At 40.8% G+C, this 24386-nt stretch carries 24 protein-coding genes and 1 pseudogene; 20 read left to right on the forward strand and 5 right to left on the reverse strand.

Annotated features, from left to right (window positions below; translation table 11 throughout):
* Position 1 precedes the first annotated feature (1 nt).
* The 8 genes and pseudogenes from E6139_RS01745 (at position 2) to E6139_RS01780 (ending at position 6290) form a co-directional block, all read left to right on the forward strand.
* Entirely contained in the window at positions 2-1141 is a 1140-nt protein-coding gene (locus E6139_RS01745; protein ID WP_316401323.1) for a mannitol-1-phosphate 5-dehydrogenase, read from the forward strand.
* A gap of 72 nt (positions 1142-1213) precedes the next feature.
* A pseudogene (locus E6139_RS01750) lies at positions 1214-1582 on the forward strand (PTS sugar transporter subunit IIA); the annotation flags it as partial.
* Positions 1583-1593: 11 nt separating this feature from the next.
* Complete coding sequence (locus tag E6139_RS01755) at positions 1594-3030, forward strand: PTS mannitol transporter subunit IICB (RefSeq protein ID WP_316401324.1); 1437 nt, start codon at positions 1594-1596, stop codon at positions 3028-3030.
* A gap of 119 nt (positions 3031-3149) precedes the next feature.
* Positions 3150-4031, forward strand: a complete 882-nt coding sequence (locus E6139_RS01760; protein ID WP_316401325.1) for a LysR family transcriptional regulator — start codon at positions 3150-3152, stop codon at positions 4029-4031.
* 93 nt (positions 4032-4124) lie between these two features.
* Positions 4125-4640: a flavodoxin gene (locus tag E6139_RS01765; RefSeq protein WP_316401326.1), complete on the forward strand. Its 516-nt coding sequence runs from the start codon at positions 4125-4127 to the stop codon at positions 4638-4640.
* A 22-nt stretch (positions 4641-4662) separates the two neighbouring features.
* Positions 4663-5076, forward strand: coding sequence for a cupin domain-containing protein (locus tag E6139_RS01770; protein WP_316401327.1), 414 nt, complete (start codon positions 4663-4665; stop codon positions 5074-5076).
* Between the two features lie 12 nt (positions 5077-5088).
* Entirely contained in the window at positions 5089-5400 is a 312-nt protein-coding gene (locus E6139_RS01775) for a carboxymuconolactone decarboxylase family protein (protein ID WP_316401328.1), read from the forward strand.
* Positions 5401-5432: 32 nt separating this feature from the next.
* Positions 5433-6290, forward strand: coding sequence for an aldo/keto reductase (locus tag E6139_RS01780; RefSeq protein WP_316401329.1), 858 nt, complete (start codon positions 5433-5435; stop codon positions 6288-6290).
* A gap of 168 nt (positions 6291-6458) precedes the next feature.
* Here the strand turns inward: E6139_RS01780 and E6139_RS01785 are convergent, their stop codons facing one another.
* A complete protein-coding gene (locus E6139_RS01785) occupies positions 6459-6632 on the reverse strand; it encodes a hypothetical protein (protein ID WP_316401330.1) in 174 nt (57 codons plus the stop codon).
* 605 nt (positions 6633-7237) lie between these two features.
* Here E6139_RS01785 and E6139_RS01790 point away from each other — a divergent pair.
* The 10 genes from E6139_RS01790 (at position 7238) to E6139_RS01835 (ending at position 19193) form a co-directional block, all read left to right on the forward strand.
* Complete coding sequence (locus tag E6139_RS01790) at positions 7238-9307, forward strand: BglG family transcription antiterminator (RefSeq protein WP_316401331.1); 2070 nt, start codon at positions 7238-7240, stop codon at positions 9305-9307.
* 46 nt (positions 9308-9353) lie between these two features.
* The gene (locus E6139_RS01795; RefSeq protein ID WP_316401332.1) at positions 9354-9662 is read left to right on the forward strand and encodes a PTS sugar transporter subunit IIB; all 309 of its coding nucleotides are present in this window, start codon (positions 9354-9356) and stop codon (positions 9660-9662) included.
* Positions 9663-9686: 24 nt separating this feature from the next.
* The gene (locus E6139_RS01800) at positions 9687-10970 is read left to right on the forward strand and encodes a PTS sugar transporter subunit IIC (RefSeq protein ID WP_316401333.1); all 1284 of its coding nucleotides are present in this window, start codon (positions 9687-9689) and stop codon (positions 10968-10970) included.
* A 16-nt stretch (positions 10971-10986) separates the two neighbouring features.
* Positions 10987-11394 carry a tetratricopeptide repeat protein gene (locus E6139_RS01805; RefSeq protein ID WP_316401334.1) on the forward strand — a complete coding sequence of 136 codons (408 nt, stop codon included), beginning with the start codon at positions 10987-10989 and terminating at the stop codon, positions 11392-11394.
* Positions 11395-11420: 26 nt separating this feature from the next.
* Positions 11421-12287 carry a class II fructose-bisphosphate aldolase gene (locus tag E6139_RS01810; RefSeq protein WP_316401335.1) on the forward strand — a complete coding sequence of 289 codons (867 nt, stop codon included), beginning with the start codon at positions 11421-11423 and terminating at the stop codon, positions 12285-12287.
* Position 12288: 1 nt separating this feature from the next.
* The gene (locus tag E6139_RS01815; protein ID WP_316401336.1) at positions 12289-12906 is read left to right on the forward strand and encodes an AAA family ATPase; all 618 of its coding nucleotides are present in this window, start codon (positions 12289-12291) and stop codon (positions 12904-12906) included.
* A 189-nt stretch (positions 12907-13095) separates the two neighbouring features.
* Positions 13096-14094 carry a LacI family DNA-binding transcriptional regulator gene (locus E6139_RS01820; protein WP_316401558.1) on the forward strand — a complete coding sequence of 333 codons (999 nt, stop codon included), beginning with the start codon at positions 13096-13098 and terminating at the stop codon, positions 14092-14094.
* A gap of 55 nt (positions 14095-14149) precedes the next feature.
* The gene (locus E6139_RS01825; RefSeq protein ID WP_316401337.1) at positions 14150-15868 is read left to right on the forward strand and encodes an alpha-glucosidase; all 1719 of its coding nucleotides are present in this window, start codon (positions 14150-14152) and stop codon (positions 15866-15868) included.
* Positions 15861-17723, forward strand: a complete 1863-nt coding sequence (locus tag E6139_RS01830) for a glucose PTS transporter subunit IIA (protein WP_316401338.1) — start codon at positions 15861-15863, stop codon at positions 17721-17723. The genes E6139_RS01825 and E6139_RS01830 overlap by 8 nt, the downstream gene beginning before the upstream one ends.
* Before the next feature lie 9 nt (positions 17724-17732).
* Positions 17733-19193 carry a sucrose-6-phosphate hydrolase gene (locus E6139_RS01835; protein WP_316401339.1) on the forward strand — a complete coding sequence of 487 codons (1461 nt, stop codon included), beginning with the start codon at positions 17733-17735 and terminating at the stop codon, positions 19191-19193.
* Positions 19194-19317: 124 nt separating this feature from the next.
* Here E6139_RS01835 and E6139_RS01840 read toward each other — a convergent pair whose 3' ends face one another.
* The 3 genes from E6139_RS01840 to E6139_RS01850 form a co-directional block, all read right to left on the reverse strand.
* Entirely contained in the window at positions 19318-19713 is a 396-nt protein-coding gene (locus E6139_RS01840; RefSeq protein WP_316401340.1) for a MerR family transcriptional regulator, read from the reverse strand.
* A 51-nt stretch (positions 19714-19764) separates the two neighbouring features.
* Positions 19765-20403, reverse strand: coding sequence for an iron-containing alcohol dehydrogenase (locus E6139_RS01845; protein WP_316401341.1), 639 nt, complete (start codon positions 20401-20403; stop codon positions 19765-19767).
* A 262-nt stretch (positions 20404-20665) separates the two neighbouring features.
* The gene (locus E6139_RS01850; protein ID WP_316401342.1) at positions 20666-21085 is read right to left on the reverse strand and encodes a hypothetical protein; all 420 of its coding nucleotides are present in this window, start codon (positions 21083-21085) and stop codon (positions 20666-20668) included.
* Between the two features lie 315 nt (positions 21086-21400).
* Between E6139_RS01850 and E6139_RS01855 the strand changes: the two genes are divergently transcribed.
* Both E6139_RS01855 and E6139_RS01860 read left to right on the forward strand, forming a co-directional pair.
* On the forward strand, positions 21401-22276 hold the full coding sequence (locus E6139_RS01855) for a MurR/RpiR family transcriptional regulator (RefSeq protein WP_316401343.1): 876 nt from the start codon (positions 21401-21403) through the stop codon (positions 22274-22276).
* 10 nt (positions 22277-22286) lie between these two features.
* Entirely contained in the window at positions 22287-23429 is a 1143-nt protein-coding gene (locus tag E6139_RS01860; protein ID WP_316401344.1) for a nucleotide disphospho-sugar-binding domain-containing protein, read from the forward strand.
* Between the two features lie 98 nt (positions 23430-23527).
* On the opposite strand, the gene E6139_RS01865 is transcribed toward E6139_RS01860, so the two are convergent.
* On the reverse strand, positions 23528-24304 hold the full coding sequence (locus tag E6139_RS01865) for a glycyl-radical enzyme activating protein (protein ID WP_316401345.1): 777 nt from the start codon (positions 24302-24304) through the stop codon (positions 23528-23530).
* Positions 24305-24386: the final 82 nt, after the last annotated feature.

The following is a 24386-nucleotide window of genomic DNA, read 5'->3' on the forward strand; positions in this document are numbered from 1 at the left end:
AATGAGAGCGGTACATTTTGGCGCAGGGAATATCGGACGCGGATTTATTGGACAAATACTACATCAAAACGGTTTTGAGCTATGTTTCGTTGATACCAATGCAGAATTGATTCAGCAACTGAATCAGGAGGGCGGTTATTCGATCGAGATCATCGATGAGGATGAAACGACTGATTTTATTGATCAAGTCACTGCTTTGAACAGCTTGACGGAAACAGAAAAAGTGATCGCAGCGATTGAAGACGCGGATATTTTAACCACATCTGTTGGTGCGAATAATTTAGTTAGAATCGCACCAACGATTGCCAAAGGATTAAGTCAACGTTTCGAGCAAAAGCGCAGCATCAATATTCTGGCGAACGAAAATGCCATCAATGCCAGTGATATCTTGAAAAAGGAAGTCTATGCTGTGCTTTCTGAACAAGAGAAAAAGGTTTTTGACCAATATGCCTTTTTTGTAAATACGGCCATCGATCGCCAATCGCTTGGAAAAATTGTTGATGGGAAAGTCGTCGCAGTGGTAGAGCCTTACTACGAATGGGTGATCAATTGCCAGCAACTTGATCCAGCGACACCGTTTCAACTGAAAAATGTCGTATTGATCGATGAAATGCAGCCATATATTGAACGGAAGCTATATATTGTAAATGCTGCTCACGCGGCAATTGCTTATCTAGGTGCTTTGAAAGGTTATCAGACGATCCAAACAGCGATTCAGGATGCACAAATTTTAACTGTTGTGAATCAATTTTTAGCAGAGAATGTGGAATATTTTGTCCAAGCATACCAATTTGATCGCGGTGATTTGCAGAGCTTTATTGCGAAGACACTAAAACGGCAGGGCAATCAAAAGCTTTCCGATGAGATCGATCGAGTAGGCGGTTCGCCCATTAGAAAGCTGGGACCTAATGATCGTTTAGTGGCGCCAGTCGTAAAATTGGAAGATTTCAATTTGCCCTACGAAGCGGGTGTGAAGGTTATCGCTGCGGGTTATCATTATCAGAATGCGGATGATGCAGAATCTGAAAGCTTGCAGGCATCAATCGTTGAAGAAGGTTTAGAAGCGACGATCAAAAAGATTTCGCAATTGGATGGTGTGTTGCTGAAGGAAGTTATTGCTGCTTACCAGACACAGCAGTAGGAGGTAAAGATGTTAAAAGAACAGCTAATAGGGAATATGATGTTCGTGGATTCAGTTTGATCTTGGGAAGAAGCTATTCGGTTAGGTGCGAAACCGCTGGTAGAACAAGGGATCGTTGAGGAATCCTATGTGCAGGCAATGATCCAAAATGTTTTAGACAATGGAAATTATATTATTTTATTGCCGCAGGTAGCGATGCCCCATGCGCGCCCGGAATACGGAAGTAACGGTGTTGGAATGACTTTTCTGCATTTAAAGGAGCCAATCATGTTTCCCGGAGATGAACCAGTCAAAGTTTTCTTTACACTTTCGTCTGATTCGCCAGATGGACACTTGGACTTGATCGCTATTTTGGGCGAATTGTTGAGTGATGAGGAATTATACCAGAAATTATTTGATGTCGAGACAGAGCAGGCGTTGTTGGATTTGGTTAATGAATAGGAGTGAAAAAAATGGATGTAACGAATGATGGAAAACAAGTATCAATGCGGGCAAGAGTCCAAGCATTTGGCGGATTCTTAACGAATATGGTGTTGCCAAACATTGGCGCGTTCATTGCTTGGGGAATTGCGACGGCATTATTTATTCCCACAGGCTGGTTTCCCAATGAGGCATTAGGTGAGTTAGTCAGTCCAACAGTTAGTTATCTTTTGCCATTATTGTTAGCATATACGGGTGGACGCATGATCGGCGGGCAACGCGGCGCAGTTTTAGGTGCAATCGGAACCATCGGATTGATTATTGGGGCGGATATTCCGATGTTCATGGGTGCCATGATCATGGGACCTTTAGGCGGCTGGGTTATGAAAAAGACAGATGATTTCTTAGATGGAAAAATCCCAGCTGGTTTTGAAATGGTAGTCAATAACTTCTCAATTGGGATTATCGGCTTCATCTTAATGTGCTTATCCTATTTAGTAGTCGGTCCGACGATCCAATCAGCCAATCAATTTGTTACAAATGCGATCGAAGCACTTGTATCAACGGGCTTCTTACCACTGCTTTCTTTGATCAATGAGCCAGCAAAAGTGCTATTCTTGAATAACGTCATTGACCAAGGGGTTTATTATCCATTAGGTATGCAGCAAACTCTTGAAGCTGGAAAATCGATCTACTTCATGGTGGCTTCAAACCCTGGACCTGGTCTAGGATTACTGTTAGCTTACTCATTCTTTGGCAAAAAAGTAGCGAAACGGACGGCGCCAGGTGCGATCATTATCCACTTCTTAGGTGGGATTCACGAAATGTATTTCCCATACGTCTTGATGAAACCGATTACTATTTTGTCAATGATTGCAGGGGGAATGGCAGGAACGCTGACCTTCCAATTGCTAAACGTGGGACTAGTAGCAGGTCCAAGTCCGGGCTCGATCTTCTCTTATCTGGCATTAACACCGAAAGGCAATTTCTTTGGAGTAATCGCTGGTGTGGTCATTGCGACAGCTGTTTCCTTCTTAGTAACTTCAGTGATTTTGAAGGCAGACCAGACCGCCGATGACGATGAAAGCTTTGAAGAATCTGTGCAAAAATCAAAATCAATGAAATCAGAGGGAAAAGATCTGTTAAATGGTCAAACTGCCAATACAATCACTTCAGCTTTGAGCAAAGTATCATTTGCCTGTGATGCAGGCATGGGCAGCAGCGCGATGGGAGCCACCACCTTCAAGAAAAAACTACAAAAAGCTGGGATCACCGATATCGAGGTCAAAAATTACCGCATCGAGGATGTACCAACAGATAGCGACATGGTGGTTGTTCATCAAGATTTGGAAGAGCGAACACGAAACGCTCATCCAAAAATGAAGATCGTGACCTTAAAGAATTATTTACAAGATCCGGCAATTGATGAGTTAGTGAATGAGATCGTAGAAGTAAAAAATAAGGATTAAGTTTGACACCGGCGGTTTTTCGCCGGTGCTAATTTGTTTAAACAAATAATTTCTATAGAGGATTTTTACTTAGAAATAAAATATCTGCTATAGTTAAAGAAAAAACAAAGAGGCAAATTATGGAAATCAGACTTTTACGTTATTTCTGGGCTGTCGCGCAAGAGGGAAATATCTCGCGGGCGGCGCGGATTTTGAATATTACTCAGCCGACATTGAGTCGCCAAATCAAAGAGCTGGAAGAGAGCATCGGCGCACCGCTTTTTCATCGGGAAAAAAATCGCTTGAGCTTAACCAAGGATGGTTGCTTTTTGAAAGAGCGGGCGGAAGAAATCTTGGCTTTGGATGAGAAGCTGGAGCAGGCATTTTCGACAAAGCGTAACGAACAGTTAAGCGGTACGATCTCAATTGGCTGTGTAGAGGCAGATAATTCGGATACGGTGGCGATGCTGCTGGAGGAATTAATTAGCGATTATCCTCAGATTCGCTTTAACTTGGTGACTGGAACGAGTGATGATATTTCAGATCGCTTAGAAAAAGGGATCTTGGATCTTGCTGTTTTGATCGAGCCAGTGACCTTGAATGAAGTTGAAACACTGACTCTACCTAGAGAGGAAAAATGGGGGTTTCTTGTTTCGAAGGAACTATTTATTGCCAATAAGAAATCTATTCAACCTGAAGATATCAAAGGGCTGCCGATATTGTGTTCAAGCCGCTCGGAAGTTCAAAGACTGTTAGCTGAATGGTCAGGGCTAGCATTTAAGCAGTTGAATATCGTTGGAAACTACAATCTGATCTTTAATATTCTGCCACTGGTAGATCACAAGGTTGGGGCAGCTTTTGCGATTGAAGGAGCGATTTCTGATCGAAAGCTGGAAAATAGTGTTTTTATTCCGTTGCAGCCAACAGTAAAAACAAATTGCGTCTTAGTTTGGAAAAAACGTGTTCAAACACCAGCAGTACAAGAGTTAATCAATCGATTTAACCATGCTTTTAAGCTATAGTACTATGATGATATAGGCATTAGACATACCTGTTAATGAGTCGTATTCTGAAGATGTTCAGAGTATGACTCATTTTTTTGAAGGAGGGAGTTTATGTCAGCAGTAATTATCTATTTCTCTAGAACCGGAGAAAACTATATTAATGGAAGAAAACAAATGGTTACAATAGGAAATACAGCAATTTTGGCAGAAAAAATCAGCAGTCAATTAGCTATTTCCGCGTATCAATTATCACCGAGGATTCCTTATTCAGATAACTATGACGAAGCCGTTCAAGCAGCCGAAAATGAGAAAAATGCAGCAGCGCGAGTTGATTATGAAGAGTTGCCCATTGATTTATCACAAGTAGACACAATTTTTCTCGGTTTTCCTAATTGGTGGGGAACATATCCAAGAGTAGTCGCAACTTTTTTAGACGATCATAATTGGGAGAATAAAACGATCTATCCTTTTTGTACTCATGAAGGCAGTGCATTTGGCTCAAGCATCCAAGATTTGCAGGAAGAATGTGTTGGCGCTGAAATCAAAACGGGTCTAGCGGTGCGTGGATCAAAAGCAGCGCAGTCGGATACTGCGATTAAAAATTGGCTGCTTTCTTATTTAAAATAATCAAATAATGGAGGAATATAAAATGGCAAAACATGAAGAAGTGAAAAATGGCGTGATTTTTCCGATTGGCGAAAAGAATGAAGCCTACGCCCAATATTTTATCGGACAAAGCTATCTGCAAGGATTGGTTTCTGATCCTGAGATTAGCGTTGGCGTTGCGAATGTTACCTTCGAACCTGGCTGTCGCAATAACTGGCATATCCATCACGATGGTTTCCAATTATTACTTGTAACAGGCGGCGAAGGATGGTACCAAGAAGAAGGCAAAACGGCTCAATTTTTAAAAGCTGGCGATGTCATTGTCACACATGACGGCGTGAAGCATTGGCATGGTGCTGCGAAGGATAGCTGGTTTGAACACATCGCCATCACTGCTGGAACACCAGAATGGCTGGAGCCAGTGACCGATGAATGGTATAACAAATTAGCAAAATAGGAGGAAATTACAATGAAAAAACAAACAGCAGGCAGAGAGCAATTAGGCGAATTCGCGCCACAATTTGCGGCGTTAAATGATGATGTATTATTTGGTGAAGTTTGGGCAAAAGAGGATGAACTCTCCGCTCACGATCGCAGCATGATCACGTGCTCCGCATTATTAGCAATAGGTGCGCCACAGCTTGAAGCTCACTTAAAGATTGCCAAAGAAAATGGCGTTACAAAAGAAGAAATCAGCGCCTTGATTACCCATTTGGCATTTTATGCTGGCTGGCCCAAGGCATGGAGTGCTTTTGCCTTGGCAAAGGAAATATTTGATTGATAAAGGTTCAGCAATCGGAAGGAGAAATAAACATGATCTTGCAGGAAAACTATAATTTAAATAACGGAGTAAAAATCCCAAAAGTTGGATTTGGCACGTGGATGATTGAGGATGAAGTAGTAGGGAAGGCTGTCAAGAATGCTTTGGAGATTGGCTATCGACATATTGACACAGCTCAAGCTTATGGGAATGAACGAGGGGTTGGTGAAGCGATCCGCACATCAGGAATTGTTCGGTCAGAAATCTTTTTAACTAGTAAAGTCGCAGCCGAACACAAAACCTATGAATCAGCTGCTCGTTCTATTGATGAGTCTTTAGAGAAATTAGGCTTAGATATGATCGACTTGATGATCATCCATGCACCTCAACCTTGGAACGAATTCAGAGAAGCCAATTACGATCAAGGAAATTTGGAAGCTTGGCGAGCACTTGAGGATGCCTATCAGGCTGGAAAAGTCAGAGCCATCGGTGTCTCAAATTTTGAGCAACACGATTTAGAGAATATTTTGGAAAATGCCAAGATAAAACCAATGGTCAATCAAATACTAACGCATATTGCGAATACACCAGTTGAGTTGATTGATTATTGTAAGCAAAATGATATTTTAGTAGAAGCCTATTCACCAGTCGGACACGGTGAATTGCTGAAGAATGATGAACTGAAAACAATGGCGGATAAATACCAAGTAAGTATTCCCCAACTAGCGATTCGTTATTGCTTGGAGTTAGATTTACTACCATTGCCCAAATCAGCAACGAAAGCTCATATTAAAAATAACGCAGAATTAGATTTCCAGATTTCTAAAAATGATTTGGAGCTGCTAAAAAATATCCAGCAAATCGAAAACTATGGAGACTCAAGTCATTTTCCAGTTTATAACAAGAGGTAAAAAAATTAGATCGTCCACAGTATTTGATTACTGTTAAGGAAAAGACTCCTCATAGAAATCTTTACGATTAGAAATAAAAAAGCAGAAAAACTTTACGAAATGAAAGTTTTTCTGCTTTTTTATTAATGACTGTAAGCAATTTAATTTAAGTGAATTATCAACTGATTTTCACTTTTTACGAAATTGTTGGATCAGAAAGACAAAAATAAAGAAAAAGAGTGCTTCCCAAAGAGTTGTCGTCCAACTGTATCTCGGACTAATCCCGAAAAATAGATTCCCAATGTTCGAGATGATCAAGTAAACCAATGTTACTAGAAATGAGTTGAATAGTCTTCTTACCATAAAAAACACCCTCCGTTCATACTTAAAAGTATAAAGGAGGATGATCAGCGCGTCCAATAAAGACTAAAAATTACTTTTGTTTTCTTTTCCTTGTAGCAAATGCTCCCGAAGCACCATCTTCTTTTTCCATTTTATCAACCTCATTTTCTATTTTCCCTTGCTTTAATTGTAAAGGATTGCACTGAAAAATGATAGAAGATTTGCCAGATCAAGTTCCTCATCTAGCGGATAAATCTTATCATTTGTTCCACTTCCTTTAGGTTATAATAATTGAACAGACTTACAAATAACCGTTCGAAAGCTTCCACTTTTTGTGGGAGTTTTTTCTTTATTTCTAAAAGTTTAAATAATCATCTTTTATCAATGCAGTGTTTTTTTTTGCCGATAGAAAAAAGGGAGGAGCACTAAAGAATGAATCATTTAAAATGGCAGAAAATTTTCTGTAAGTCAGTATAAAATAACAGTGATAACGCAATATTAGTATAAAGAAAAATTAGGCGTATTTAGGTTGCGCTTACATTTTTGCCAAAAAAGATTGCAAGAATCTCTACTTATCAAGCAAAACATAGGGTTATATACTCACCTTAGACGAGAGGAAGATACACATGAAGGACCGAACAATAAAAATATTACGGATTTTTATAACCTCTGATTATCCGGTAACACTCGCAAAACTGGAGGAAGAATTTCATACCAGTGCACGAACGATTCGAAATGAGCTTAGGGAGATCAATCAATTTTTAACTACTAAAAAAATTCCTGAGATAAAAAATCTTAGGAAACGAGGATATCAATTAGCATTAGATACCGAAGAAAAATCTTCCTTGCTAAAGCAAATTGATTTAACCGAAAGTGAACGCTATTTAGATCGTGAAAGTCGGATTTTTGATTTGATTCTTTCCTTTTCATTAGGAAGGAAGGCAACGTTTCTCTATCAAAAGGAAGAGGAATATCAGATTTCGAAGAGCTCACTAGATGAAGATATGCGGCGAGTTCGAAATACCTTAGCTGACTATGGTATTGAAGTACTAAGTGTGCCCAAGCAAGGAATTGTTTTACAAGGAGCGGAACGATCGATTCGGACGATGATCTATGACATCATCAACAGCTCGGTAGGAGTGATTTCTCCTCAGGGTGAGCAGGAGCCGTCAATCAATATGGATCTGCTGAATCAGTTCATTCCACAGAGGTTGTTAAAAAAACTTGATCAACTTTATATTGAATCCGTCGCTACAATGGACGATGCGATTTATCGGGATCAGCTGTTAATGTTTACTGCCGTCTGGTTAAGTCGTTATTTACGAGAAGACCTGATTGCCAGTTCAGCTTGGGAGGCAGCGGATACACCGCGAAGCGATATTCGCGATTTTGTGACCGCAATTTGTGAGGCATATAAAATTTCACCGCCGGAGGTAGAAATCAAGTATATCGTTTTTATGCTGAATACCTTTAATTCGAGAGATATGAACAGCTCTATCGAATGGGTTCAGGCGCAATTGCTGTCGATTCAGCTGATGCAGTTTGTTGAAGCAAAAACCAAGATTCCTTTTTCTAGAAAAGAGGAGATGCTGCAGGAGGGGCTTTACAAGCATTTAGTTGGTTTGATAAATCGGGTAAAAAGCGATATTCAAATTGTCAATCCGTTAAAAGAAAATGTCAAAAAGAATTACGGCAATATTTATACAGCAATCCGCGAATTTACACCCTCGATCGAGCAGGTCACCGGAAAAACGTTAACGGAGGATGAAATTGCCTTTCTTACGATCCATTTTTCAACCTCTGTCAGTGCGATCAACCAAGACCTTCACTACATTTATAAAGCGGTAGTCATTTGTAATCACGGCGTTGCGACAGGGAAATTGTTGTCGGAAAATTTGAAAGAGCTCTTCAACATCGAGGTTCTCGCAGTATTAAGCTCCCGAGAATTAGACTTGATTGAAAAATTGGATGTCGATTTAGTTTTTAGCACGGTAGCGATTCATTATTCGCAAAAACCGATGCTGGAGCTTGAGCCGATTATAAAGGAAGAGAGCAAGAAAAGAATCACCAGCTTTTTGAATGAAAATCAAAAGCTTAAACGTTTAGTCAGCAACCAAGATTCGACACAATTATTTTCTGCCCTGATTGAGACCATTGAGAAAAGCGGTGGAGAAGTATCTGGAAGTATTTATAAAGAATTAGAAACGCTTTTTGATCAAAATCACTTAACGATAAACAAAAAGGAGATTCAGCCGATGCTAGAAGATGTATTAAAGGATAGCAATATTTTATTGAATGAGCAGGTAAAAACATGGGAAGAATCGATCCGCAGGGTGTCCGAACCTCTGATAAAAGAAAAAGTGATCGAGCCTAGTTATGTGACGGCCATGATTGACTCGGTAAAAGAATATGGTCCTTATATCGTGATCGGCAAATACATTGCCTTGGCACATGCGCGACCGGAAGACGGGGTCAATCAATTAGGAATAAGTGTCGCGACACTTAAACAGCCTATCGAGTTTGGCAATGAAGAAAACGACCCAGTGAAAATCATTTTTTGTCTGGCAGCGGTGGATTCCTACTCACATTTGAACATCATGAAGAGTTTGATTGAGTTGATCAACGATGAAGAGAAGGTGAATCGCCTAAGCCGCGAGACAGAGATAGAACGGTTCAAGGAAATTTTATTTAGTTAAGGAATTATGCATAGTTCGATATAAAACAGAATGGAGAGAAAGAAAAATGGGAAAACAAGTATCAATTTTATTCGTATGCGGAGCAGGTCTAGGAAGCAGCTTTGCGGCTCAAATGGCAGCAGAGGATGTACTAAATGCACACGGTGTTGACGCAAAATTGGATCACGTAGACATTTCAACCGCGGCTTCATCACGATCCGATATTATTATCACGGCTCAAAACTTCAAATCACAGTTCGAAAAATTTTCGATCAATGAGGAGAATACCGCTATCGTCTATTTAAAAAATATCGTGTCGAAACCAGAAATTGAAGAAAAACTGTTACCAATCTTAGAGTCGAAAGGTGCTTTATAAAATTCGAATGGAGGAGCGAAACAAATGGGAGTAGTTAATTTTATCATCGAGAATATTTTGACTCAGGCATCCATCACGATTGCATTGATCGCGATGCTAGGGCTTTGTCTGCAAAAGAAATCAGCTGGACAAGTGGTTTCAGGAACCTTGAAAACGTTGCTTGGCTTTCAAGTATTGAGCGCGGGTTCTAGTATCATCGTCGGCAGCTTGACATACTTTGGTGAGATTTTTACCGCAGGCTTTAACATGCAAGGAATCATTCCTTCAATTGAGGCGATCAATGGGCAAGCGATGAATGAGTTGGGCTTAGGTCGCGACATTGCATTGACGTTTTTAGGTATTTTTATTGTTAATATTCTGATCGCTCGTTTCACAAAATGGAAATACATTTTCTTAACGGGTCAGGCAATTCTTTGGATGGCGACTATGACCACAGTCTTTGGTTACTTTGCCGGACTAAGAGGGCTTGTGCTGATCGTCGTAGGAAGTATCGTTGGAGCGATTTTTGCGGTAGCTATGCCCGCGATTGCGCAGCCGATCATTCGTAAGATTACCGGATCGAACGATATTGCATTAGGACACTTTTGTACGATCGGCTACATGTTTGAAGCTGGAGTAGCTTACATTTTCGGTGAACGCGGCGAAAACAAAAAATCAATCGAGGACATCAATCTGCCGAAATCCTTTGAGTTTTTGCAAGATACGTATTTGTCAGTGATGGTGGTGATGGTTCCGCTATACATTATTACCGCTGCCTTCGCTGGTTCAGGTGTCGGTGACCACGGCGGTCAACACTATTTGATGTTTGCTTTCCTACAAGCGATTCAATTTGTAGTTGGTGTTTATGTGTTGCTTTCAGGCGTTCGTTTACTGTTGGGTGAAATCGTGCCAGCCTTCCGCGGGATCGCGATGAAATTGGTGCCAAATGCAATTCCTGCATTGGACTGTCCAGTCTTTTTCCCTTATTCACCGAATGCAGTGATTTTAGGGTTCATTACAACAACGATCGGGACGATCATCGCGATGTTTGTACTGCCAACGTTTGGTTTGGCGATGATTTTACCAGGAATGTTGACCAACTTCTTCGCCGGAGGTACCGCTGGGATTTTCGGGAATGCCGCTGGTGGACGACGAGGAGCAATCATCGGTGGGATCGCCCACGGATTCTTCATTACTTTACTACCAGCACTTTTAGTAACGATCTTTAATCAAATGGGCTTCGTCAATGCGACCGCCACCGATGTGGATACTGTTGCAGCGGCGTTACTCTACGCATGGATTCTTAGTCCGATCTTAAAAATGTTCTAATTAAGGAGGTTTCAAAATGTTTGGTTTTTTAAAGAAAAAGAACAAACCGGAAAAAACAGAAGAAAAAGTTGAACTCTCCATGGAAGAAAAGGAGCGTTTAACCAATGAAAATCATGAACTGATGGCTACAATCCAAGAAATAGAACAAACAGATCCTATTGAGGAAAAAGAGCTAGCTAGTTTGTACGAAAAGCTGGGCCTAAACTACGCTCAATTGGAGCAAATCGACGCTGCTATTGAAAGTTTAGAAAAAAGTTTAGATTATAAGCTTTCAATCGGAGATGGTTATAAAAATTTAATGAGCCTTTATAATGCGAAACGAGCAGAGTCTGCAAGAAATGGCGACGATGCTGGTATCGATAAATATATGGGAAAAATGGATGACATGCGTCAAATCGCAAAAAAGGTCACAATTAGCGGTTAACTAAAAGAAAAGAAGGTAGTCGAAAAATGTATAAGACATTAAAAGAAGTCACGCAGATTGCAGAAGATTTGAATATGACGATTGGAGCGTTCAACACCCACAATTTAGAAATGCTGCCGGAAATGATTCGCGCAGCGAAGGAAATGGGTTCGCCAATCATTATCCAAACGAGTATTGATACAGCAAAATATATTGGCTATGAAGTGATGGTAGCCGTGGTGAAGGAAATCGCAAACGCTGAGATGGTGGATGTCACTCTGCATTTGGACCATGCTAGAGATTTCAATGAAATCAAAGCCGCAATCGATGCCGGCTATTCAAGCGTGATGTATGACGGTTCACATCTGCCTTTTAAAGAAAACATCGCGAAAACCAAAGCGGTCGTTGAATATGCCCATGCAAAAGGAGTTTCAGTTGAAGGGGAGCTGGGAACAATTGGCGGAACTGAAGAAGGAATCTCTGTGGCTGAAAACGATAAAGTCTACACAAAACCGGCGGATGCCGTAGAGTTTGTCAAGCAAACAGATATTGACGCACTTGCAATCGCGATCGGAACCAATCATGGACAGTTCAAATCTAAAACAGAAGTGAATATTCCATTGCTAAAAGAGATTCATGCAGTTGTAGATATTCCTTTAGTTATTCATGGCGGTACCGGTGTTAAGGAAGAGGATTACCCAGAGTTGATCAACAATGGGATTCGTAAGTTTAATGTAGGAACAGAATTACTAGTGAACTGGACGAAAGTAGCGAAGGAATCCTTTGGCGAAACTGAGGTAAACAAATCACTTCGTCACAATGTCATTCCAGCCAATCAAGCAGTCAAAGAAATCGTTAAACATAAAATCAGTCTGTTCATGAACGTTGACAGCCCCTTGGCGATGCAAAAGTAACATGAAAAAGTATTTGATTTTGATCGCAGGCAGCCCCGCGACTGGAAAATCGTATTTAATCAATGAAATGCGACGTGTTTTAGGAGATTTCTTCCTGATCACGCCGGATGAAGGTAAGGAAATGTTGGCTGATCAGATTGGCTTTGATAGTCTAGCTGAAAAGAAGGAGCTGGAAAAAAAGGTTTGGACGTTTTATTATAATGCTTTGGCGCTCTACATGGAGGCTGGAAAACGGATCGTTGTTTCAGAATATCCCTTCAGTAATAAACAAAAAAAGAAACTAGGCGACCTAGCAGATCAATATGGTTATGAACCGATCACGATTCGATTAGTAGCAGATTTCGAGACGCTTTGGGAACGTAGAAAGCTTCGCGATATCGAGCCAGATCGTCATTTAAGTCATATTATGACTCATTATCATTTTGGGGATGAGTTGCTTGATCGAAGAAATGCAGACGATCTGATAACTAAAGAAGCATTCCGCGAAATTATTGCAACGCGGGGCTATAATCACTTCAAATTAGGCAGCCTAGTTGAATTTGATGTGACTGATTTTTCAAAAGTTGATTATGAGCCTTTTTTAAAAGAATTAGCTGAACGAATTGCAGAAAACCGTTGATTATTTTGATCATCGGTTTTTTATTGGGTTCTTTTGAAAATGGAAATACTTGTGCACCTAGTTGAAGTCAAGTGCAATCATGCTAAACTTTATAAGTCTCCAACTCGTTTTTTTATATATTTGATGTTGACAAAAACGATTGAGCATCGTATGATAATTGTGAAATCGATACCACAAGGCGGTGAGACATTGGCAACCATCAAAGACGTAGCGAAAAAGGCAGGTTTATCTGTCTCAACAGTATCACGCTACCTGAATCATCATCCATATATTTCTGAAGACAAACGTAAACGGATTCAAGCAGCGATGGCGGAGCTGGATTATACGCCTAGCTCGGTGGCGACACAGTTGCGATCGAAAAAGGGAACGATGATCGGCATCTTAGTATCACGGATCGCCAATCCATTCTTTTCCCACTTAGTTGATTCGATCGAAAAAAGTGCACGGGCACATGGCTATAATGTTTTAGTGATGCAGACCTATGATGATAAAAAGGCCGAAGTGAATATGCTCGAGATGCTGAAGCAGCAGGTCATCGCAGGCTTGATCATGTGCTCGATCGAAGGTGATCCCAAGATCATCGAAGCCTATCGCGAATACGGTCCAATTGTTTTATGTAATGAACAAATTCCCGGGTCGGATCTGCCGCAGGTTTTCACGAATCAAGAAGTGGCGAGTTTTGAAGCGACGGAGTACTTAATCAACAAAGGCTACAAAAAAATCGCCTATTGCACGGGTGGGACATTAACTCGCGGCGGACATGGGAATTCACGTACCGAAGGCTTTGAACGAGCGTTGAATGAGCATCAGCTGCCAATGAAAATTGATTGGATTTTTAAGCAAGTGCACACGATTGAAGATGGCAAAGAGGTGGCGGAAAAATTGCTATCACTGCCGGAGGAAAATCGACCTGACGCCGTATTTACTAGCAGCGACGAAGTAGCTAGCGGGATTTTGGAAAAGTATTTAGAGCAGGGGAAACGAGTACCTGAAGATTTGGCGATTATGGGATTTGATAATCAGCCGTTTACTGGCATGTTGGCAGTTCCATTGACAACCATCGCGCAACCGGTCGAAGCGTTAGGACGAGAGTCCACGAATTGGCTGATCGCCCGTCTGGAAGAAAAAGATTATCAACTGGATGTATCTGAATTAGTACTAGACTTGATTATACGAAAATCTGCCTAAGCAGATTTTTCTTTAAAGCAATGTGGTATCGATACCACAAAAGGAGCGGAATTCAATGGAAATGATTTTAAAAGAAAAGCAGTTAAAAAAGGAAGAACAGCATTTTTGGCAGGAAGAAGTGGTTTATCAGATTTATCCGAAAAGTTTTTATGACAGTGACGGCGATGGCATCGGTGATATTAAAGGGATCACGGAAAAGCTGGACTATCTTCAAGAGCTTGGTGTGACGATGCTGTGGATTTGTCCAATTTTTACCTCACCAATGGTTGATAATGGCTACGATATAGCTGATTATAAGGGTATACAAAAAGAATTTGGCACGATGGAGGATTTAACTGAACTGATCGAAGCTGCTAAAGCAAGAGGGATAAAATTAATTCTTGATTTAGTTGTGAACCATTCATCAGATGAACATGCGTGGTTCCAAGCTGCTCTCACTGATTCAGAAAGTCCTTATCGTGATTACTATATTTTCAAATCAGGTGAAGCGGGCAATCCGCCGAATAACTGGCGCTCGATCTTTGGCGGCAGCGTTTGGGAGCCTGTACCACATGAAGAGAATATGTATTATTTCCATACCTTTGATAAAAAGCAGCCCGATTTAAACTGGGAAAATCCGGCTCTTAGACAAGAAATCTATGAAATGATCAACTGGTGGCTTGAGAAGGGAATCGCTGGTTTCCGAATTGATTCCATCACTTTTATTAAGAAGGATCAGGACTATGGCGATGTGCCTGTCGATGGCAGTGATGGTTTAGGAAGCGTGAAAAATAAAACTCGGAATCGTCCTGGCATCGAAGAATTTTTGGCTGAACTAAACCGCCAAACCTTTCAAAAATACGAATGTGTCAGTGTCGGCGAAGCACCAGGTGTTCCTTATGAACAGTACGATCAGTATATCGGTGAAGATGGTTATTTCAACATGATTTTTGACTTTCATTATGCGGATATCGATGTTGAAAATGGTAGTGAATGGTTTCGCCGAACGAACTGGCAGCCACGGGATTTAAAAGAGCTGCTATTTAAAAGTCAAGCAGCCATACAAGCGAACGGTTGGGGCGCGAACTTTTTAGAGAATCATGACCAGCCCCGTTCCTTATCAAAATACATTACCGATGAAAACTATCAAAATGAGATCGGCGCAAAAGCTTTGGGAACTTTGTTCTTCTTTTTACGCGGCACGCCATTTATCTACCAAGGACAAGAAATCGGGATGAAGAATTTTCAGCGCACGGCAATTGAAGATTTCAACGATGTTTCAAGTATCGATAATTACCATCGTTCACTATTAGAAGGCTATTCCGAAGAAGCGGCCATGAATTTTGTCAATCAACGTTCAAGAGACAATACACGGACGCCATTTCAGTGGGAAGCTTCAGACAATGCTGGCTTCAATCACTCAGGTAAAGCTTGGTTAAAATTGACAGGCGATCAAGCCGAAGTGAATGCGGCGGATCAAGTTCAGAGCAAGGATTCAGTCTTTTCTTACTACAAGCAAATGATCCAATTGCGAAACCATTCGGCCTATCGCGAAACATTCATCTATGGCGAGTTTCTTCCATTAAATACAACAGACGCTGTGATCGCATATGAACGATCTGGCAAGGAAACGATCCAAGTTTTCGTGAATTTGAGCAATCAACCACAAAAAATCGAAGCTGCTGGCGAAGTACTATTGAACAATTATCTTGAGTTAATGGAACAAGACGGGGCACAGCTTTTACAACCATATCAAGCCGTTGTAATCAGAAAGGGTGGCAATAACCATGACTAAAACAAACTATCAAGAAATCGCTAAAAAACTTGTCGCAGTCGTAGGAGAAGACAACATCGTCTCTGCTACGCACTGCGCAACACGTCTAAGACTACAGGTAAAAGACCGCAAAGCCATCGATGACAGTCAAGTGGAACAGGTGGAAGAGGTCAAAGGCGTCTTCTACAATGCCGGTCAGTATCAAATAATTTTAGGCACAGGGATCGTCAATAAAGTCTATGATGCCCTGCAAAAGACCCATTCATTTAGCGAAGTCTCAAAAGATCAGATGGCGAAAGACGATGCGTCACCATTACAACGCGCAGTCAGAAATATTGCCGATATCTTTGTTCCAATCATCCCGATTCTCGGTGCAACAGGTCTTTTTCTTGGACTAAAAGGGGTATTGTTCAATGAAACCGTTCTTAACGCAATGGGTTTAACACCTAATAGTATTCCGGAATGGTTGAGCGCGTCAGTGACAGTCTTGACCGATACAGCTTTTGGATTTTTAACCGCATTTATTTGCTGGTCCGCTTTTAAAAAGATGGGTGGATTACCGATCATCGGTTTCTTGATCGGATTGATGTTAGTATCTCCAGCCCTGCCGAATGCCTATGCAGTTGCCGGTGGAACGGCTGAACCAATCATGGCTTTCGGGATGATTCCGTTAGTTGGCTACCAAGGCTCCATCTTGACAGCCTTGATCACTGGGATGATCGGTGCAACGTTAGAGAAAAAGCTACGTAAAATCATGCCGAATGCAATGGATTTGATTTTCACATCATTTCTTGTGATCCTAGTTTCAGTATTTGTTGCCTTGTTCGTATTAGGACCGATCGTTCATGCCTTTGAAGGACAAGCAGTGAAGGTGATCGAAATGTTCCTGCATTTGCCATTAGGAATCGGCGGCTTGATCATTGGTTTCTTGTATCCGATCGCAGTAATGACCGGGATGCATCACATGTTTATTATGATCGAAACTTCGCTAATCGCGACGACTGGTTTTAATCCACTGATCACGGTTTGCGCGATGTATGGCTTTGCCAATGCGGCGGTATGTTTGGCGATTGCGTTACGAACAAAAAATACATCCGTGAAAACTGCCGGAATTTCTGCGACAGTCACTCAAATGCTGGGTGTCAGTGAACCTGCCTTGTTCGGGGTGGTTATGCGGACCGGAATGAAAGCGATCTTAGTCATGCTGGGCAGTTCAGCAGTCGGCGGCATGGTTCTTTCCTTATTAGGAATCCAAGCCAACAGCTACGGTTTAGCCGTTTTATTATCACCATTGATGTATATTTACGAGCTATATCAAGTCATCACGTATGTGTTAGTGGGGATCGCCACCTTTATTTTAGCCTTCATTTTAACGAATCTGTTTGTTATTAAAAAAGAAGGAAATGAAGTTTCTGCAAAGTCGCCAGCAAAAAAGTCTAACGACAAAGTTTACTCACCGATCGAAGGAGAGATCATCCCGATAACAGAAGTGAATGATCAAGTGTTTGCCAGCAAAATGATGGGTGAAGGCTTTGCGGTCTTGCCAAGCAAAGAAACAATTACAGCGCCAATCTCTGGCACAGTAAAAATGATCGCGCCAACCAAGCACGCAATTGGCATTCAGGCAGCTGATGGGATGGAGATCTTGCTACATTTAGGAATCGATACAGTTGAGTTAAATGGCGAACCATTTGCGCTGAACATCCAAGAAGGCCAAACGATTCAACAAGGACAAACCATCGGAACCATTGATTTGAAAATGATTGAGGCAAATGGAAAAGATACGACAGTGATGGTGATCATCACCGATTCAAAAGAAGCAATTGCAAGGCTGGAGTACAATCAAGATTATGTGCAGCCAATCTTAGGATCATAGGTGAATGAGATGGAATGGACACAAGAAAATCGCTATCGACCGTATTCGGAATGGTCTAACGACTATGTGAAGGATTTAAAAAAACGAGTCGATGCTTCAAGTTGGCGAACAAATTATCACATTCAACCGGAAACTGGATTGTTGAACGATCCTAATGGATTTAGTTATTTTAATGGAAGGTGGCATCTGTTTTATCAATCCTTTCCATTCGGTACAGCCCATGGCTTGAAATCTTGGCAGCATATGGCTTCAAAAGATTTGATTCATTGGGAATCGGAAGGTTTAGCGATAGTACCTGATTCTATTTATGATTCTCATGGTGCCTACTCTGGCAGTGCCATTCCAGTGGATGAAAAACTATTTCTCGCGTACACTGGAAATGTCAGGGACGAAGTATGGGAGCGCCATAGTTATCAATTGGGGGCTTGGCTGAATGGGCAAGGCGAAATCGAAAAAGTCGTTGAACCACTGATCCAACAGCCTCCGACGGGAATCACCGCGCATTTCCGCGATCCGCAAATCATTCGCTATGAGGATGAATATCTGATGATCATCGGTGGTCAAACAGACAACGAAAAAGGCGAAGTGTTAGTGTTTACTAGTCAGGATTTAGCCGATTGGCAGTACCAAGGACCAATGAAAATCGACGAGGATTTAGGCTTTATGGTGGAATGTCCGAATCTGCTTTTCATCGAAGATCAAACACTTTTACTGCTTTGCCCTCAAGGTTTAGATAAAAGTGTGTTGGATTATCAGAATGTTTATCCTAACACCTACATTTTAGCAGATCGTTTTTTAAAAGAAGAAAGCAAACTAGGAAATCCTGCTCCGCAGCAATTACTCGACGAAGGCTTTGACCTGTACGCAACCCAAGCATTCACGGCACCAGATGGACGCTGCTTAAGTATCGGCTGGATCGGATTACCTGAAATGACCTATCCAACCTTTGATGAAGGGTGGGCACATTGTCTAAGTTTGGTCAAAGAACTAACGATCAAAGGCGTTAAGCTCTATCAATATCCGGTAGCTGAAACAAAACAATTGCGAAAATCCTGCGAGAAATTTGAGTTGGATTCAGCGGAAAAAATGATTAAAGAAACCGAAAATTGCTACGAGCTGCAGCTTGAAATTTCCGCAAATAATCAAGGAAGGATTCACTTGTTCTCTGATAAAAATGGCGAAAAAGCTCTTACTTTGAGCTATGATACTGAGCAAGGAATAATAAGGCTAGATCGCAGTAAAACGGAGTATCCGTTGAATCCTGAATTTGGTGAGATTCGGGAGAGTGCGATTGAACGGAATCAACCATTAACATTAACAATTTACGTTGACAGCTCTACCAGCGAGATTTTTATTAATGGCGGAGAAAAAGTGCTGACAGCGAATTATTATCCGGCGCAGCATCAGAAAAAACTAGTTTTAGAAGCTAATAACAAAATTCAAATACTTTATTATGAACTGGAAAAATAAATCCAAAACACCCCTCAGAAAAGTCGGAAACCATCCGATATTTCTGAGGGGTGTTTCTGACTATTATGCTGATGAAAACTATCAAAAATTTATTTAACTTGTGTGAAGACTAGGTATGATTAACTTAATTTCTTTTAATTTGATCAGAGTTCTCCACCGCCGCTTCGTGCTGCTTGCTGAATTTTGCGATTTTACGGTCGATCTTGCTTAAGTAGGCTTGTGTTTGTTCCAACTGTTTTTCAACTTCTTTTTTATGTTCAGTAAAGAAGTCGAGCCGCTTTTCATAAGTCGGATCGCCATCCATTGACCATTCGACAAATTGTTTAATCTCACTTAGCTGCATGCCAGTATCCTTCAAACAGGTGATGATCGATAGAAATTCAAGGTCGGAATCTTTAAAATGGCGGCGACCATTTTCATCACGGGCAACAAAGGGAAGTAATCCTTTTTGATCGTAAAATCTTAATGTATAAGTACTGAGACCAGTCTTCTTTGAAATGTCACTTATTTTATAGCCCATTATTATTCTCCTTAAAAGTCTTTTCCTTCATTTTACCAGATGAACAGCTGGTTATCGCGAACATTTCAGAACAAGAAGACATCCAGGGACTTCCGTTCTTTCCGATAGTTGTTCTAACTCATCATCTGTGGGAAAAATTCCCGACTCTTCAAAATTCGTTGGTAATCGGAGGATTTTGAAAAAATTTTCCATCGCATGAATCCCTTTTAACGCTATTGCTTCCTCATTCTCACACGAGTCAACAATCATGATGTTTTCAGCAAATAAAATAAATCGATCCAACTGTTTCCGATAAATCGAGCGTGCCCAGTTTGGCCAAATCATACTCCATGCAGCTGCTTCAGAAAGTCCAAAATAGCGACTGACTTCGCGAGTAATTTTCTGAATCGAAAAATTCTCATCAAGATTCAGTACTCTCCATAACTGTGGAGAATAGCCGATTGCTTTTATGGATCTCGCTGCTTCCATTCGTTCATTTTGAATATTGTTTACTTTAAAAGTCGTATGCATGAGGTCTTGCAGCAACAGTTCCATTAATTTATCTGTGATAGTGATATGCTCGGATTGTGCTAAGTAAGCTGTCACAAGCTGTAGAATAAATGGAATATTTTGGTCAAGAAATTCTTCTGTTGTCACATTAGCTTGGTTAATAAACTTATGGTTTTCAAGTTGAGTTAAAGATGTTCGCATAATGTCCACTCCTTTTTTGTTTTTGATGTATTAACCATAAATCCTCGAGTACACTCTAAGTCAACAGAAAAAATATTGAATATAGTCTTTTACTTTAACTTTTTTTAGCTTTGTACCCAATGTAGTTAGCTGTGTAATTATATTCAATGAACTGGCCGATAACCTTGAAGGCTGGAAGGGTATGAATCTACCGATCGAAGAGCTATAATCATAAAAAATCCTTTTAGTCATCTAGATAAGATGACTAAAAGGATTTTTTTGTTTAACTTGCTGTTTGTTCCTTTTTCATCCGAACGGTAGCCTGGAAGTAATCAGCATAGGTCCAAGAATTCCTTGGGTGGAATTTCCCGATTTCTTCCGATTTTAAGTGCTCGATCATTTGAAATTGCTTCAATAATCTTCGTTCATCCATTTGACCATAAGCATATGGATCAATGAATGAAACAAAATAAAATCTATTTTTTAAGCGATTCAGGTATCGGAGTTGATGCATAAGAGGGAGACTTAACAGTAGGATATCGCCAGAGAGTTCGTGAACATCATCCTCGCCGAAGGTTACTACCTCAACTTGGATAGAAATATCTTCCTTTTCAGTAAGTTCATTGAAACGCGCCACTAATTGATCTGTGATACTATTGCTGTTTTTTTCTTTGATGATTGTCAGCTTATTTAATTTTGTCATTCCTTTTCATCCTTTCCGTTGTATGTATTCAAAAGGGGAGTTAATCATTTTTCACACGAATTTACCATAATACCTCGAGTACACTGTAAGTCAATCAAAAAGTATACAAAAAATTGATTTGATCGATATATCATGAAAAATTGAAGCTGGATGGTTAGGCTAAACTGTTTTGCTGTTCTTTGAAATCATCATAGCAACTGATACAATGACTTTAAATATGTTTGAAAGAAACTAAAACAGCGTTCCAAAAACAGTCGGAAGAAGGCCTGTTTTTATGAAATGCTGTTTCAACAGTGAATGGGGAGGAAACGATTTATGCTTTTACAGGAGCGGTTAGAGACGTGTCCTTTTACAAATAGTGAGCGCCAGGTGATCGAGTATCTGCTGGAACAACAACGAAATATTCAAAATAAGACGACGGCTGAAATCGCCGAAGCTACTTTTTCATCAAAATCTACATTAGTAAGAATCGCGAAAAAACTGAACTATTCTGGTTGGACAGCGTTGAAGACAGCCTACTTGGATGAATTAGCTTATTTAGAAAAGAGTATTTCCTGTATCGACGCGAATTCTCCTTTTACGAAACGTGATTCGCTGATAACGATCGCCAATAAAGTCGCTCGTTTAGAAATCGAGTCAATCGAAGATACACTTTCTTTGATTACCCATGATGATCTTCGGAAAGTTGTCGATATCATCGCCAAGTCCTCTTCGATCAATCTCTTCGCCGCCAGTAATAATCTCCTCGTTGCCCAAGAATTTGCTCAGCAGATGAGCCGGATTGGAAAAACGGTGCAGATTAATTCACTTCATGACGAAATCTTCTTTAATGCCTTTCTAGCAAAACCGGATTCATGCGGGCTAGTGATTACTTATTCTGGAGAAAATCAAACCCTGCTGCGAGTCGCCGAATTATTGTCTGAAAAAGAAATCCCTATAATCACCATTACCAGCATTGGAGAAAACACCACTTCTCGACAAGCAGATGTGATCCTTAGACTATGTACACGCGAAAAGTTGTTTTCGAAAATTTCGACATATTCTACAGATACCGCGATCAATTATCTTTTGAATGTGATTTATTCCTGTATCTTTGCACAGGATTACGATGAAAATATTCAGTTGAAGATTTCCGCATCAAAAAGAATTGAAAGCAATCGTTCGTCAGATTCGAATATTTTACGAGAATAGGAGGGGCGAAATGGTAAAAATTTTGATGATCAATTTGCCTTACGCCGGACATACGAATCCGACGTTGCCGTTGGCTCGGTGTTTAGTCGCACGTGGGCATGAAGTCAGCTATATTCATGCTCCGGAATGGCAGAAAAAAATTACTGTTACTGGTGCAACTTTTATCCCGTATCTTGATTACCCAACAGGATTATCCGAGCAACAGAAGAAGCGACGCTGTTTTTCGGCTGCGTATCGAACATTGAGGGCCGTTGGCAAAGACTATGATCTCTTGATATATGAAATGCTGTTCTTTCCAGCGAAAAAACTGGCTGATCGACTAGGAATCCCGTGCGTTCGACAATTTTCCCAATCTGCTTGGAATCAAGAAGCTTTTCAAAAACTAGAGTCCTCTTCGAAAGTATTTTTACTTTCTAGTAAGCTCATCGGAAAGCAATTGATGAATGCTTCTGCCGCACGAGTGATGGAACTAGAGGGACTAAAATTAGTCGATTCTGTCTTGAATGATGTCCCTGATCTGAACATCGTTTATCTGCCGGATTTTTTTCAACCGATGCGTGACACTTTTGATCATCGATTTATTTTCGTTCCACCGACGATCGTCCAACCTCAAGTCAGTTCCGTCATGATTCCTTACAAAGAAATGACTGGTCCTATTATCTATATTTCACTAGGCACAATCATCAGCAATAAGTCCTTTTACCGTAAATGCATCGAAGCTTTTGCTGATCAGCCGGTCTCTGTGATTCTTTCGACAGGGAAGGTTGAGCCGGAAAAACTAGGCGAACTACCAGCGAATATCTATGCTTATCCCTTTGTTTCTCAATTAGAAGTGCTGGATAAATGCAGCTTGTTTATCACCCATGGCGGGATGAACAGTGTCTGTGAAGCCATGACGTATGGGGTGCCAATGCTGGTTTTGCCTATTTTGAATGATCAGCCGATCAATGCTGCGCAAGTAGTTGAGTTAAAAATTGGAAAAAGATTGCGTTTTTTAGGTGTATCAGCAAAGGAATTAGCGACAGGAGCCTGTTCAATCTTGGCAGATCACGAAATGAAAGAGCGCTGCGAAGAGATTCAACAGAAAATTGCAGATAATTTGAAGATATCGGATGCGGCAAAGGCGATCGAAAGCTATTTAGCAAAAAATTAGAAAGAGACCTACGAATGAGGCAAATTGAGCCGTCCGCCAAAAGTTAGACTAAAATCTAACTCATGGCGGACGGCTCAAAGTAATGTCAATGTTTCTTTTTATTGTACTTTGCATTGGATATTGTTTTCTTCCAAAATAGCTTTGAAGTAGTCTAGGTCTTCCGTGTGTAGCTGCGGGATGTCCTGCATTTGATAATCACGATCCAATGAGGAGTATTTTTTCTCACCGAACTGATGGAAGGGCAGGAGTTCTACTTCAGTGATGTTCATTTGGTTGAAGAGCTTGGCAAAAGCCGTTGCGTTTGCTGGTCCATCATTATAATTAGGAATTACCGGAATCCGCACGACAAGATTTTGCTTTTGTTCGATCGCGATTTTTAGATTTTTAAGGATGGGTTTCAATGACACACCAGTGCCAGCTTTGTGCTGAGCCTCATCGTGATGCTTCACATCGAAATAAAGCAGGTCGACTTGTTCGATAAATTTGCTGAAGGTTTCGGCTCTTGCAAATCCGGTCGTTTCGCTGGCAGTATGGATACCTTTTGTTTTTAGTTGACGTAAAAGTTCGGTCGCAAATTCTGCTTGATAGAGGACTTCACCGCCGGACAAGGTAACACCGCCATCGGATTCTTCATAGAAGGCTTCGTCCTTCATGACCTCCGCGATGATCTCATCCATTGATTTGTATTCGCCAACGGTGGTGTGAGCATTTTTCTGAGTGTCCCACATTTGCTCCGGCTTGCCGTTCTGCGACTCGGGATTAGAGCACCAATAGCAGCGCAACGGGCAGCCTTTGAAAAACACGACGGTACGAATGCCAGGTCCATCGTGAATACTAAATTTTTGGATATTGAAAATACATGCTTTATCATTCATCGGATTCCCTCCTTGATCTCACTCAGAGTTTAACACATATATTTGTTAACGTAAATACGAGTGGTTACGTACGTAATTAAAA

This window comes from Enterococcus sp. (assembly GCF_032555305.1).
Lineage (GTDB): Bacteria > Bacillota > Bacilli > Lactobacillales > Enterococcaceae > Enterococcus_A.